8 protein-coding genes are annotated in these 14,237 nt (G+C 48.7%); 3 read left to right on the top strand and 5 right to left on the bottom strand.

Features of this window, described 5'->3' with window-relative positions; translation table 11 throughout:
- Positions 1 to 50 precede the first annotated feature (50 nt).
- Complete coding sequence (locus AB1797_01625; protein MEW5766312.1) at positions 51 to 4,322, top strand: right-handed parallel beta-helix repeat-containing protein; 4,272 nt, start codon at positions 51 to 53, stop codon at positions 4,320 to 4,322.
- Positions 4,323 to 4,551: 229 nt separating this feature from the next.
- On the opposite strand, the gene AB1797_01620 is transcribed toward AB1797_01625, so the two are convergent.
- Complete coding sequence (locus AB1797_01620; GenBank protein MEW5766311.1) at positions 4,552 to 4,803, bottom strand: hypothetical protein; 252 nt, start codon at positions 4,801 to 4,803, stop codon at positions 4,552 to 4,554.
- A gap of 26 nt (positions 4,804 to 4,829) precedes the next feature.
- On the opposite strand from AB1797_01620, the gene AB1797_01615 reads away from it, so the two are divergent.
- A complete protein-coding gene (locus tag AB1797_01615; protein ID MEW5766310.1) occupies positions 4,830 to 6,629 on the top strand; it encodes a histone-lysine N-methyltransferase in 1,800 nt (599 codons plus the stop codon).
- A gap of 19 nt (positions 6,630 to 6,648) precedes the next feature.
- Positions 6,649 to 7,911: an NYN domain-containing protein gene (locus AB1797_01610; protein MEW5766309.1), complete on the top strand. Its 1,263-nt coding sequence runs from the start codon at positions 6,649 to 6,651 to the stop codon at positions 7,909 to 7,911.
- Between the two features lie 6 nt (positions 7,912 to 7,917).
- Here the strand turns inward: AB1797_01610 and AB1797_01605 are convergent, their stop codons facing one another.
- The 4 genes from AB1797_01605 to AB1797_01590 all read right to left on the bottom strand — a co-directional run bounded on the left by AB1797_01605 (position 7,918) and on the right by AB1797_01590 (position 14,043).
- Positions 7,918 to 10,563 (bottom strand): glutamate synthase, encoded by a 2,646-nt coding sequence (locus AB1797_01605; GenBank protein MEW5766308.1) that lies wholly within the window; start codon positions 10,561 to 10,563, stop codon positions 7,918 to 7,920.
- A gap of 203 nt (positions 10,564 to 10,766) precedes the next feature.
- Positions 10,767 to 12,212, bottom strand: coding sequence for a glutamate synthase-related protein (locus AB1797_01600; protein MEW5766307.1), 1,446 nt, complete (start codon positions 12,210 to 12,212; stop codon positions 10,767 to 10,769).
- Between the two features lies 1 nt (position 12,213).
- Positions 12,214 to 13,593 carry a glutamate synthase-related protein gene (locus AB1797_01595; protein MEW5766306.1) on the bottom strand — a complete coding sequence of 460 codons (1,380 nt, stop codon included), beginning with the start codon at positions 13,591 to 13,593 and terminating at the stop codon, positions 12,214 to 12,216.
- Between the two features lie 18 nt (positions 13,594 to 13,611).
- The gene (locus AB1797_01590; protein MEW5766305.1) at positions 13,612 to 14,043 is read right to left on the bottom strand and encodes a hydrogenase iron-sulfur subunit; all 432 of its coding nucleotides are present in this window, start codon (positions 14,041 to 14,043) and stop codon (positions 13,612 to 13,614) included.
- Positions 14,044 to 14,237 lie beyond the last annotated feature (194 nt).

The raw sequence follows: 14,237 nt of genomic DNA, 5'->3' as shown, positions 1-14,237 counted from the left end.
GACACGCTTTTAGCTTAGGGGCAGATAAATTAAACCAAAGGAGATGATTTATGATGAGTAAAAAAGGAATGATTCTGAGCAGCTTGATTATATTGGGCCTGGGGGTATTAAAGGTCAATCCGGCCGAGGCGGCCAGCCTCAAGTATTTAGCCTTCATCACCCCTGCCCAGGAGATTGCGACCGGCCTGGCTTCAGATGTAATGACCATTCAGGCCCTGGATGAGGATAGCAATGCCTACACCGTGACGGGAGATGTTACTATCAGCCTCAGTGTAAAAGATGCCAATACCGGCGCATCTATCAGCACTGGTCAGTTTTCTAAAACTCAAGACCCCTGGAGCGCCGTCACCCAGGTAACCATAAGTTCCGGTTCCAATTCGACCAGTTTTTATTATAAAGATTCGAGCACGACCTTGAGGCAGATAACCATCACGGCTACCTTCGGAACTATTTCCACGACGCAGAGCCACGAGATGGAAGACGGTATCTTTGTCAATCGGGTCTACGATCGAATCGATGGGGTTCATTATCATTATGAGACTTATAATATAAGCTCCAGCGAGACATGGACTACCTACGGGAGTCCTTATATTATTGAGGGGAATGTCACTATTGCCTCTGGCCAGACCCTTCAGATTAATGCCGGTGTCCAGGTTAAATTTGCTTCAGGGAAAAATATTACTTTGACCTGTTCCGGGATCCTGAGCGCGGTGGGCACTTCTTCTAATGGCATCACTTTCACCTCTAATGCCGGCTCTCCGGCGGCCGGAGACTGGCGGGGGATTATCTTTAGCGGCTCAGGAAGCAGTGGGAGTTCTCTTAGGTACTGCACCCTGTCGTATGGAGGAAGCCCCAGCCTAACGACCACCAGGGGAATGATCGAGTGTAACAACACCGGCGATACGGCCGGCCCTACTATCTCTAACTGCACTATTCAATACAGCGACGGGTACGGCATCTATACCTCCGGGACATCATCTCCTATCATCACTGTTAACACCTTTTCAAACTGCGACGACGCAGCTATTTGTAGTGAAGCCGGAACAACCACCACTAATTTTGAAACAATCACCGGCAATACCATCATCACGAAGGATGGTGGTTGGGCCATTATCAAAGGCGGCCCGGATACTGGAGTCGGAGGTTATAATATCAGCAGTAATACCATTAGCACCCCCGCCGGGGCAAACTATGGCTATAATGCGATCTATATTCGTCAGGCCAATCATACCGCCAACACGACCTTCTATTCTAATGTTCCTTATGTCTTTGAGGATATCTCGGTTGCTTCCGGCAGAACTTTGACTCTCCAGGCGGGAACAATCTTAAAAGCTAAATCAGATACCTCCGGCATCACTATTACCGGCACTATTAACGCCGCCGGGAGCAGCAGCAGTCCTATTATTTTCACCGCTTTTAATGATGACACCTACGGAGGAGATACCAATGACAGCACCGTCAGCGCGTCTGCCGGCGATTGGGGGGGAATTACTTTCAGCTCTACGGTTACGGTTACGGCCTTTAGAAATTGTATCGAAAGGTATGCCGCCGGAATCGTAATAGATGGCAGCAGTCCGACTATTACTGACAATACCTTTGAAAACGATGTGATTGGTGTTGAGTGTAAAAACGGGGCCAAGCCAAGTCTGCAAAGGTGTATTATCAAAAACAATACCACCGGGATTTATTCCAAAACCGGCTCTGAGCCAACCGTGAGGGATTGCTACATTACCTTAAACGATTACGGGGTCACAGTGGATAGCAGTTCTAAGGCCAACATCCAAAACAGTTGCATCTGGAATAATGACAGCTACGGGGTTTATAGTGATAATACCTCGGACTCAACTATAGCTACTAATAACTGGTGGGGGAACAGAGAGGATCCCAACGTCGGGACGTGGCTTTCAGATGCAACCCTGACTTATCTTTATACCAGCGATACCATCAACATAAATGTCGCTTATTCGCCGGCCGTGGACGAAGTCCCTAACATCAACAATCCGCCTACCGCCGATGCGGGTGAGTATGGCTTTTCCTACGGTGGGTCTTCGGAAACCATCCAGGCTGATACAGACAACTACATTATTCTGTCCGGGGGTGGAAGCCATGATCCTGATTGGGATTACCTTACCTATACCTGGTCTCAACTCTCAGGGACGGCCGTTACTCTCTCGCCTAACACTTCCTCCCAGCAGGTCTATTTTAATGCTGTCTCCACCGGGACCTACGTCTTTCAACTAATCGTTAATGATGTCACGACAACAAACTCACCGGGTTATAATTCAGCCCCTGATATTATCACTATATCAGTAGCTGAGGGCCAGACATCTGATAAGGCGCCGGTTTATCTGGCCGATGACAGTGGCAATACATTTTCAACCCTGACGAAGGGCCCTGGAGATACAATAACTGTCAGGGTTTATGCGGGGACAGCCTCAGGCATTCCCGGCCTAGATGTAGGTCATGCCGGGACCGGAAAAGACGGCAAGTTGGTTGGTATGGCCGGGACAATAAATTATACCAAACCCAGTATTATTGAGCCGACTACCGTAACCGTCCGCACCGCCTTCTTTGACGATAATTCAAGCAATGTGACGAGCACCACCAACCTCGATGGGGCCAATGGTGAGATAGAGTTTGCGGTGAGCACTACCTCAGATACCGGGCCTCAGAGCGCTAATGACTATGTCCTGGAAGCCCTCTTTACTATTTCATCGGCGGCCATAAATGGAGATACTATCTACATGACGATCGATGACCTCCATGGTAATACCGGAACACTCGGTAGCAGCCAGGATATGTATGCCTATGCCGGGTCACCCCAGATTGAAATTGGAATAGATGCTGTTCCACCGGCGTTTGCCAGCGCCGTAGCTGAGGCAGGCGACGCCAATAGCTGTGATAACAGTTGGAGTGGTGATACAGTGACCATCACCTTTGATGAAGCCATAGGAAACACCACCGCCTTGACTACCTCAAATATCGGGACTGTTTTTAGTATTTCCAGCGGAAATAGCTGGGACGCTTCTACTATTAGTTGGGATGAGGCCTCTACTGGGGTGACGATTGTCCTGAACGCGGCCTCATCTTTAGTGGTGGGCGATATCATTACGGCTGATGGGAGCACCTTGACCGATACCCCGGCTGAGAATCCACTCAGCGGGACAGTGACTATCACCGGAAGTTTCGGGAATGACTGTGACAGCCCTACGATCATCAGCGCCACGGCCTATGATGGCGTAGGCGATAACCGGGCCGGTATCCAGGCCGGAGACTATGTCATCATTAAGTTCTCCGAATCCATTGACACGACTACTTCTATTGCCTTGAGCGCTTCTTCGGGTCAAATAGGCGGCGTGGATATCGATACGGTGCTGGCGCCAAGCAGCGGCACCTGGAAGGATGGCGCCGGAGCCTTTAGCGCCTCCTCCCTGTGGTATAGCACCACCTCTGATAGTGATACCCTGAAGATCATCTTTACCACGGCTACCCGTGCCCCCACTATTACGGCGGGTATTACTATTACCGCTGACGGAGCTACCTTAGCCGATGATCAGGGAAATACCGTGGATAATTCGGTCACCTTAGGCGGCCACTTCGGCACCGACGCCTATGTCTGGCCGGGAGATACAGACAACGACGGCGATGTGGACGCCGCCGATGTCTTGCCCATAGGTATCTATTGGGGACAAACCGGGTCAGCCCGTGTCGGGGCGTCGACTTCCTGGAAGGTGCAAACCGTCTATATCTGGTCGACAGAAGCCGCGAGCTATGCTGATGCCAACGGCAACGGCACAGTTAATGCCTCTGATGTCCTGGTGATCGGCCTTAACTGGGGCAAAACCCACAACCCCAATGCCGCGCCCAACCGGTCGCCTCAGTTTGATCCGGCCTATTACGCCGAACATCTGGAGGCCTTCAGGGCAATGTATCAGGCCATAAAGAATAGTCCCCATACCGAAGGTAACCAGGCGATCAAAGAGTTCCTGGCCCACATTATCACCCAGGGAGTAGCCGCCCAGATACCGGCCAGATCAAGCCTCTCCCAGAATTACCCCAATCCGTTTAATCCAGAGACCTGGCTCCCCTTCGCCCTGTCTACAGACACCAGGGTGAATATCAATATCTACAACCTCTCTGGACAACTAATTAGAACCCTGGACCTGGGGAAACTTTCGGCCGGAACATATGTCGATAAGGAGCGAGCCGCTTACTGGGATGGTCGAGACAATTCAGGCCAGGAAGCCGCCAGTGGTATCTATCTTTATCAATTGGTCACCAAAGATGTCGTCTCAACTCGCAAGATGATTGTCCTTAAATAGCTCCGGACCTAATCAGAAACCTCCCGCCGGTTTATAGCCGGCGGGAGGTTTTTTTATGGCAAAAAAGACTTGACTTTTAGCTCTATTCAGGATAAATTTAATGTAACTATTCAGCCGCGGATTTACACGGATGAAACACTGATTTTTTGTATCTGTTTAGCGTATGCCCAAGCACGAACAAGGCAATCGTCTTAAAAATTCGGTAACTACTCAAAACTAAGTTAAGCAGTTAGTTGGGAGATAAAGCAAAATTCCCTCTCCCTTGATGGGAGAGGGATAGGGTGAGGGTGAAATGGGCGGGCAATATTATTACCCTTGAAGAGGCTGTGTCGTAATGCGAGGACTGCAAGCCGAAGGCGAAACAGGACGGATTGTTCCCTCCCCTCACTCCGTTCGGGCTCGCAATTGACAAGTTCTCAACTTGATTTTGAGTAGATACCGAGTATCGAACATCGAGGATCGAGCATCGAGCATCGAGCATCGAAATTTACAGAGGAGGTGAAATCAATGACTAAATTAAAGGAAGTCTTAGCCAGACCAGCGGCTACATATCCCTTATTAGAACGTGACGAACCAGAGCTTCTGCGTGACATCTTTCCTTACTATAAGGTTCCCCGCATCCCTTTTGATTACAAGATCATCCCTATGGAGCCGCCTGAAGAGATATGGATTACCGACACTACCTTCAGGGATGGACAGCAAGCTCAGCCACCTTATACGCCGGATCAAATAGTGACTCTGTTTGATTTTCTTCATCGGATGGGCGGTGAAAGGGGGGTAATAAGACAGAGTGAATTTTTCCTTTATAGTGACAAAGACCGGGAGGCAGTGGAGAAATGCCTGGAAAGGGGGTATAAATATCCGGAAGTAACCGGCTGGATAAGAGCGGTGAAAGAAGACTTTCAACTGGTCAAGCAGATGGGTCTTTCCGAAACAGGGATTCTTACCTCGTGTTCAGATTATCATATCTTTCTAAAATTGAAAAAAGACAGGAAAAAGGCCATGGAAGGATATCTGGATTTGGTTAAGACCGCCCTGGAGGCCGGAATTACTCCCAGATGTCATTTAGAGGATATCACTCGGGCTGACTTCTACGGATTTGTCATTCCTTTTGTTCAGGAACTGAGGAAGCTCTCTGAAGAAAGCGGGCTTCCGGTCAAGGTGCGGGTCTGTGATACCCTGGGATATGGCGTGAGCTATCCGGGAGCGGCCTTGCCCAGAAGCGTGCCCAAATTGATCTATGGTCTTATTCACGAAGGCGGCGTTCCCTCAGCTCAACTGGAATGGCATGGACATAATGACTTCCACCACGTTCTCATCAATGCAACTACCGCCTGGCTTTATGGATGCTCAGCCGCCAACGGGACATTATTGGGCCTGGGAGAACGCACCGGCAATCCCCCCATTGAAGGTTTGCTCATAGAATACCTTGGCCTCAAAGGAGAAACAGAGGGGGTGGATACAACCGCTATTACTGAGATGGCTGAATATTTCCGCCGTGAACTCAAAACCCGGATACCAGCCAATTATCCCTTTGTCGGAACTAATTTTAATACCACCTGGGCCGGCATTCATGCCGATGGCGCCCTGAAGGATGAGGAGATCTACAATATCTTTGATACCAAGCTGCTTCTTAATCGTCCCTTAGAGGTGGCCATAAGTGATAAATCCGGGATTGCCGGGATTGCCCACTGGATTAACCGGCATCTGGAATTGACCGGTGACAGGATGATCGATAAGCGGCATCCCGAGGTAATCAAGATCCAGAAATGGGTGGAAGAACAGTATAAGACCGGACGGGTGACCTCTATCGCAGAAAGGGAGATGTATGCCCAGGTCAAGAAGCATCTGCCTCAACTATTCCACTCCAATCTGGAAGAACTTAAATTGAGGGCCGGTCGGATAGGTCGAGAATTGGTTATATCTATGGTTGAGGATCCGGAGATTAGATCTATGGACGTTAACCGCTGTCTGCCGGTTATGATCCGAACCGTAGAGGATAATCATTTTATCCAGCTCATCTATATCGTTGATGCGGAAGGAAACAGGGTAACCCGGAATGTGACCCAACGGGCTGACCGGGCTAAGTATGAAAATCTCCTTCGGGATGAAAATTTTTCCGACCGGAATTGGTTTATTCATCCCATAGAAGACGGCAACCCCTATGTGACTGATTTCTATACTTCTCGCATAACCGGGGCCCTTTGTATCACCGTCTCTGCCCCTATTCGGGATGAAAATGAAGAGATTGTCGGTATCCTGGAAATAGATATGAAGTTTGAAGACCTGGTCAAGATGGAGCTGTAAATAACAATTGTCTTCTTCCTTGATTGTTGATGGTTATAATATACTTAATGCCTGGCCGGAACTAAGAAAGCTTATCAGGAAGGCAGGCTTGCAAGGGGCGAGAGCCGAGCTTATCCGGTATCTTTCCGAGTATCAGGACTGCACCGGCGTAGAGGTAACCGTTGTCTTTGACGGCCAAAAGGGAACTCAAAGCCCAGGAGATATTTCAGGGGATGAATCCATAAAGGTCATCTACTCGAAGCCGGGAGAGACAGCCGATACCTACATCGAAAGACAGGTTTACCAGAGTCCTGAACCCGGTTCCATTAAAGTAGCCACCTCAGATCGTCAATTAAAGCTGATTGTCCTGGGTAGGGGGGCAAGGCACATCCCGGCCAGGGGTCTGGAGAAAGAAGTGCTTAGCGCCATCGAGAAATTCAAGCAAGAATATATCCAACCGGATCACAGACAAAAACTCGAAGAGAGGATTGACTTCCCTTCGTTACCTCGTGTTCTAAGGCAAAAAGAAGAAAGCCAGAAGGAAAAGAGCGGCTTTGTGGCCTCACCTCTCCCGGCGGCCTTCGATCTCTCTCCCATCCGCGGCAGTAAATTAGAAGACATTGATCTTAATAAGGTAGATTCTTATCTTCAGAAGGTATACGACCGTTCGATAGATGATCTCGATATCTCTCTGATCGATCTTTTAAGGAATATGGAGATACTGACTGATTATAAGCCGGAGGCAGTCCCTACGGTAGGGGGTCTGCTTTGCTTTGGTAGAAAGCCCCAGCGATATCTGCCTCAGGCAGTGGTTAAGGTAATCTGCGGCGAAGGAGAAGAGATAACCGATCGGATGGAGATAAAGGGAACCCTGACGGCTCAAATAGAAGGAGGGGTAAGGTTTATCAAAGATAATAACCGCTTTTCCCTGAGCAGTGAATTCGGCTGGTATCCGGAGGAAGTTCTAAAAGAGATCATCACCAATGCCGTGGCTCACCGGGATTATTCCCGGACTGATTCCTCCGTAAAGGTTCTATTATTTGATGACCGCTTTGAGTTCTACTCCCCGGGTATTCTTCCCAGAGGGATGAGAGTAGAAGAGGTAGTAAATCGTCGCTTTTCAAGAAACCCACTGGTTACCCATTTCTTATTCCTTCAAGGCCTTATGACCTGCTTAGGCTTAGGGATAGCCAACAGCAAAAGAGAACTGAAAGAACAGGGTTATCCGGAGCCGGAATTCTTCCAAACCGAAACAGAGTTTGCCGTCCGATTACCTTTGGTGACTGGAGCCAGAAGACACTAATGACTTCTATTCCTCAGCACTGGCCACCTCGGTCAGGACCGAAAGCTTTACGGCCCGCACCTTACGGTAGACCTCTTCCGGCCTTCTCTTTTCCCCATCTACCCTCAAAAGATCATCCTCGATGGATATCCCAAAAATCCTTTCATTCTCCTTAAGATAAGGAAGGATGACCTCCCAGTCTTCTTTGGTTAAAGGCACAAATTCCCCACCATTTAACTGTTCTTTCACTACTTTTCTGTGGGGGTCTCTAAGATAGATGGCCCCACCAGATGCCAGGGAGAAGAGATTGCTGCCGGGATAGGGGGTGGGTTGCTCACGGATTCGGCCTTTATCATCGCGCATAACCCCATTCAGGATAACAAACCCTCCGCCCTTAAGAGAGTCTCCGGCCATAAATGACTCGGCCAGATAATCAAGGCAGGTGCCGTTTATGACTACCCTCGGCTTGCCCACGGCATTAATGAGGGGCCTTCCGGCCGCATTACCCAGGACGTATACTTGGCCGCCTTTGGCTCCATACATGAAGGTTTGCCCTACATCGCCGTAAACCACCAGCTTTCCCGCCTTCATAATCTGTCCCAACTGATCCTGAGCATTGTTATGGACATATATTTCCAGCCCATCTATTCCTGAAGCCAGGTAATCACCGGAAGAACCATAAACATCTATCCTTACACCTTTTGTCTCAGGACCTAACCCGCAGCCACAGAATCTCTGTCCTTTATATCCATAAGCCATAAAACGCTTCCATCCAAGAGCATACGCCTCAACAATCACTCGAGCGTCACAATCATCCCCCTCCGGAGGAAAGGAGGAGGCATTTATAATCAGCACTTCTTCTCTTTCTTTTGGCTTTCTTAAACTCTCTCTTCTTTCCCAATCAATCAGCCGGTAAAGAGAGTCGCCTTTTTCATTCAGATATGGTGTGCGAGAGAAAATCTGATGGAGCGCCTCTCTAATTATCTGCAGGATTAAGCTTCTCTTCTTATCGGTGGTATCGTACGGCAAGTCGTTAAGCAAGGTCAAGGCCTCAATCATGGTCCCTTTAACTGAATCTTCCTTAAAAGAGGCCTTTACCATCTCATCACACGCCCATCTAAAACAGTTATAATCCCAATGGGAAATCTCTCCTTTAATATATTCAAATAATCCGAAGGCCTCTGCCGACTCCTTTATTCTCTCTTTGATGGACGTCGCCGATGGAGGGGTATTGATCTCTAAGGTTAGATCAGTATACTTCTGATCCGGCGGCGCTGAAATTCTCCGGCCGAATTTATCGGTGCAGATTAACCCCCCATCCTTAAGGGTAAATATAAAAGCGCCCCCATCAGTATGGCTTCCGCCCCTGGCATTCCAGTATTTATCCGCCACCAGAGAGAATCTGGGATCCTCCTTGGCCAGAGAATGTAGGGTGGCATCAATGGCCTGCTTTTCCGAGCAGATGAGGCCAATTTGAATTTGCTCGCCAGGCCGGCTCGGCCCGCCAGGCCGGCTCGGCTCGCCAGGCCGGCTCGGCCCTTCATATAAGGCAAAGACCTGTGGCCTAAGCATTGCGGTATCCGTAATGCCGATTAACTGGAGATAATCCTCATAAGGATTATTCCTGGCAATAATAAAGAACCAGGGGCCATCAGGGGAGCCGTGGATATGATGAGCCTGAATTAGGCGGTATATTCTCTGTTTTTCCTCGGGTAAGTGGTCAAAATCAAGCTCTGTGGTAGGAGCCAAGGCCTCAATGATGTATTCTAAGGGATAACCATAGACCCGGTTCAGTAAATCAAAGACAAGGATACTCACTTCCGTATCGGTCAAAAAGAGGGGGTGGTAGCCTCTTTGTTTCAGGTATTCTGTGACCGAGTGGTAATTGGCGAAATCGCCATTATGAACCAGGGCCTCATTCATACCGCAGAAGGGATGAGCCCCGCCAGGATGCCAGACTCTGCCCTTAGTAGGATAACGTTGATGGGCGATCCAGATGTGGGCCTTAAAGTTTTCCAATTGGTAGTATTTAACCGCATCCTCGGCGTAACCAACAATCTTTAAGATCATCATATTCCGCCCTTGGGAAAGGACAAAAGCGGCCTTTTCCCCCAGAGAGGCATAGAACTTTTGATTGAGCTTAAAGCTGTTCTGATAGATAAATTCATCTTCCGCCCGTCTAAGGTCCATATTTTCGAGGTTGTTCCGGGTGATAAAATCACGCAGGACATCCGGTTTCACCCTGACAAAGTATCGCTGCACATCTGGCGGCTTTACCTCTAAGCTGGGGAGATCGCGAAAATCTTTGATTGTAGGAATTCGTTCCGCTTTATCCACCTTAAAGAAAGGCGTGATAAATTTATCTTCTATATCTTGGCCAGCTCCAGGCTCAAGTAAAGCGATCTGCAGCAGATAATCCTCTTTCAGAATTTTTTGAGACACACCCATCTCATCCGGTGAAAATCCTACGGCGGCAATCCCTCCGCCTTTGCCATTACCCCGGTTGTGCATCTGGATGGATGGCTCAAAGATGTGTTTGCCACTTACCGGAATAGAGCACGCAAAGCCCGTTACCCCGCAGCCGCCTTCCTCTTCGGATTTTTTGGCCCTGGGAGGGGGGAAGGCCTTGATCAAATTCTGTCTGGAAGTAATAATTTTTTTAGCCCAGTTCATATCTTGTCCTCATCGTAACTATTCAGCCACTAAGACACTAAGGCACGAAAAGAATGATGGAATAGCACACGGATGACACAGATTTTGGCGGATTCTCACGGATTTTTTCTAATAAATTTTTATCCGTGTCAATCCGTCTCATCCGTGTAATCCGTGTGCTATTATTGGTAATCTTTGTGTCTTAGGGACTGAGTAGTTACAAATCAGCCATAATCTAAATAGGCCAGACAATCGGTTCTGCCCACCAATTCCTTGACACTCTTCATACCCAGTTTACTGAGAATATCCTTAAGCTGTGTCTGCCAGGCAGAATAGAGATTATAAATCCTCTGCGTCCCCCAATCAACCGTGATCATAGAAGACAATTTCGGGTCTGTGGTGGCAATCCCCCGGACACACCCCCGGCCGGATTCACAATTCCCGCATCTGACACATTCTAAAGCCACTAACTCGGCGGTGCCGATCACACATCCGTCGGCCCCTAAGGCAATGGCCTTGGCCACATCGTAGGCTGTCCGGAGACCCCCTGAGGCCATAAAGGTTATTTTATCCCGAACCCCCTCGTCAGTCAAGAACTTATGCACAAAGGGGATGGCATATTCAATCGGCATGGCGATGTTTTTCTTGGCAATATCCGGGGCTGCCCCTGTGCCGCCATAGCTTCCATCTAAATGGATGATATGGGCGCCGGCATAATAACTGCCTACGGCCACCATATCCACATCAGTGGGAGTTGAAACCTTGACCGAAACCAGGGCCTTTGGGTTTATCTCCTTTATCCAGTCCACATGCTTTTTGTGGTCCTCAATGGAATAGACCGAGTGGAAAGGAAAAGGTGAAAAAAGGGAAGAACCGGCTACGGCTTCCCTCATCTTGGCTACTTCCGGGGTGACTTTGTCACCTAAGAGATGGCCTCCCAAACCCGGCTTTGCCCCCTGGGCATACTTGAATTCTACCATTCTTACCCGTTGAATGGTTTCTTCCCTGACCCCGAAGAGTCCGGTAGCTACCTGGGTGATGACGTAGTCATCATAGGCTGAAAGGGCCTCAGGATAACCGCCTTCCCCGGTGCAGGTAAAGGTATTGAGCATAGAGGCGGCTTTAGCCCTGGCCGTCATTACTGAAAGAGCGGTTGACCCATAAGACATTCCGCCGCCATAGATAGGCATCCCGATCTCTACCGTAGGACGATTATCGCCACTCCTGTTTAAGGCTATGGAGAGGGAAATCTCCTCTAAAGGGATATCACCCTTTTTCTGCGGGAATTTGAATCTCAAACGATCGAAGCCACCGCCTGACGCCCCAATCTTGTATTCCAGATAGGGCGGAGGTATCTGGCCTGTTTCTGCCTGATACCAGGTGGAAAGGAGCAAATCAGGTGTCCAGCGATAATCACCCAGGGCTTCAAAGAGAGGATTATTCTCTACCCTCAAGGCGCCGGTCGGACAATACTTCACACAGGGGTTATCACAAAAATCCCCCCAACATAGGTGTTCCTTTGGTCTTGAGGGCGCAGTGGGTATAATCTTATGGACATCTGCCTGACACTTCTCGGCACAAGTGCCGCATTTGATGCATTGTGGCCCCCGTTTTACCATATATTTAGAAATAGGGTTCCTGTATCTGGAAGGGGTAGATATTACCTCCATATTAACGGCTCCTCTTTCCAAACAGCTCTCCAAACCTCTCCCGTTCCATATCCTCATAAAACATAGCTCGACCAGTCTCACCTCTTAATCTTCTTGCCTCTCGAATTCCCATTGCTCCCATTACCTCTATTAATTGAGAATGCCAGGCGCCCATTAAGTTTACAATCCTTCTCGCCCCCCAGTCAGGATTTATAGAATCAATCTCTACAGGACAGGACAAGCCCTTGACGCACCTCTTGCAAAGTCTGCATTCCAGGGCAATGAGAAGAGGCAGATCAATGGCGCAGCCATCCGCCCCACAAAGCATAATTTTAGCCAGATGTTCGGCTTGAGCAATACCGCCTGAGACAATCAAGGTCACTTCATCCCGGATACCTTCTTCTACTAACTGGGTATGAATCTTACGGATGGCATCTTTGATAAAGGAGGGGTTTTCTTCAAACTCATGGCCGTTTATATCAGCAGAGAGGTGAATTATCTCTGCCCCGGTTTTAGTCAGTTCCAATACTGTCCTCTTTGCTTCTTTATTTAAGATGACTTTGATCAGGGCCACCGCTTCCGGATTTTTGGCCTTAAGTTCTTTAACCTTGGATAGGCAGCCTTTCCGGTAGGGAAACTCTACCGCCTTTGATCCCTTTATCTCCTTTCCTTCACCGTTAAGGCAAGGGATAAGGTGTTCCCGGTAGGGAATAAGGGAAGGAGATAACTCCCGGTCATTAACCACCATCATAATACCCAGGGTTTTAGCGGCCTTAGCCATAGCCAGGGTTACATTTTCGCTCAATGCCCCAAAGGGAAGGGGATTGAATATGATGGGCATAGGCAGGTCAATGGAAGGGAAGGGAGTAGAGAGAAGCCCTCCCTCAGGGTCAAATCTAAGGGAAGGGAGTTTGCGGCCTAAGTCAATATTGGTGGCGATATATTCTCGGCCGTGAATGCCATCCCTGGTCGGCCTTACTATCTCACTCATGTCGGTCCACATTTCATCAAATCCAGGACCAACAAAAGGGCCTCGGTAACCGGCTCCAGAGACAGGGATCTTGCCTGTCTCGGCCTGATACCAGAGAGAAGTAATTATGCCTGGCTTCCAATAGTCATCCCCAAGCTGAAGATACTCGGGATTTTTAGTTTTGCTTATCGCCTTTGCCTTGCATTCCTGAATACAGCGAAAGCAGTTTTTACACAGATAATCAATGGTATCCTTCCATTCTTTTGAATCAAACCTTCGCTCTTTGTAGACGCCATAGGCACAGTTATACTTAACACAAGAATTAGTGGGACAGTGCAGGCAATACTGGTCCTGTTCTATGATGTAAAATCTACCTATGGAGGGAAACCTACCCGGCGTGGGTTTTATGGGAATGTGATATTTTTTGGGCATCCTCTTTTACCTCAGAAGTCAGATTTCTCTGTCATCTGGGTTCTGGGCTTTGTGTTCTGTCAATAGTGGGCTTTGCCCCATCTCTTTTATTTTATTTAAGAAATCGGCCAATACTTCAGACAAATCACCCTTTTTGGCAGGGTTCAGATGATGCATTCTGAGCCGTTCTTCTTCTAATCCAATCTCAGCCAGCATCTTCTTAAGATAAGCCACCCTTCCTCCGGCCAATAGATTCCCATCTACAAACTGGCATTCTCCTTCCGGACATCCAGCCACTATCACCCCATCAAGGCCGGATTCAAAGGTGCTCAACAAATGGGCCACTTCAATCTTACTGGAACAGGGAAGCAGTCTTATTTTTACACCCAATTTGGCCTCGCAATCCACCACTTCTTCTAAGTCGGCTAAACCGCGAGAGCAGCAAAAGGCAATGATACTTAGTTCTTTCATTGTCTTAATTTACTCTGTAGGGGCAGACCTGTTCAAAAAAGGGCGTAACCGTTCAGCCACAGATGCGCACAGATGAAACACGGAAAATCCGTGAGCCGTGTCCGTGATTAGGGTCTGTCCTTAGGCTGTAGGGACAACCCTTGTGGTTGTCCGTCTACGGAACGGACATGGACAAGCACGGACAGGGACAAGCC

The sequence above is a fragment of the bacterium genome, from assembly GCA_040753085.1.
GTDB lineage: Bacteria > UBA9089 > JASEGY01 > JASEGY01 > JASEGY01 > JASEGY01.
The sequence above is the reverse complement of the archived record's forward strand: the minus strand, read 5'-3'. Positions and strand labels throughout refer to the sequence as shown.

Coding starts and splice junctions, on each gene's coding strand:
- AB1797_01625 (MEW5766312.1), top strand. CDS start 51: ATGATGAGTAAAAAAGGAATGATTCTGAGCAGCTTGATTATATTGGGC.
- AB1797_01620 (MEW5766311.1), bottom strand. CDS start 4,803: ATGCTCGATGCTCGATGCTCGATCCTCGATGTTCGATACTCGGTATCT.
- AB1797_01615 (MEW5766310.1), top strand. CDS start 4,830: ATGACTAAATTAAAGGAAGTCTTAGCCAGACCAGCGGCTACATATCCC.
- AB1797_01605 (MEW5766308.1), bottom strand. CDS start 10,563: ATGAACTGGGCTAAAAAAATTATTACTTCCAGACAGAATTTGATCAAG.
- AB1797_01600 (MEW5766307.1), bottom strand. CDS start 12,212: ATGGAGGTAATATCTACCCCTTCCAGATACAGGAACCCTATTTCTAAA.
- AB1797_01595 (MEW5766306.1), bottom strand. CDS start 13,593: ATGCCCAAAAAATATCACATTCCCATAAAACCCACGCCGGGTAGGTTT.
- AB1797_01590 (MEW5766305.1), bottom strand. CDS start 14,043: ATGAAAGAACTAAGTATCATTGCCTTTTGCTGCTCTCGCGGTTTAGCC.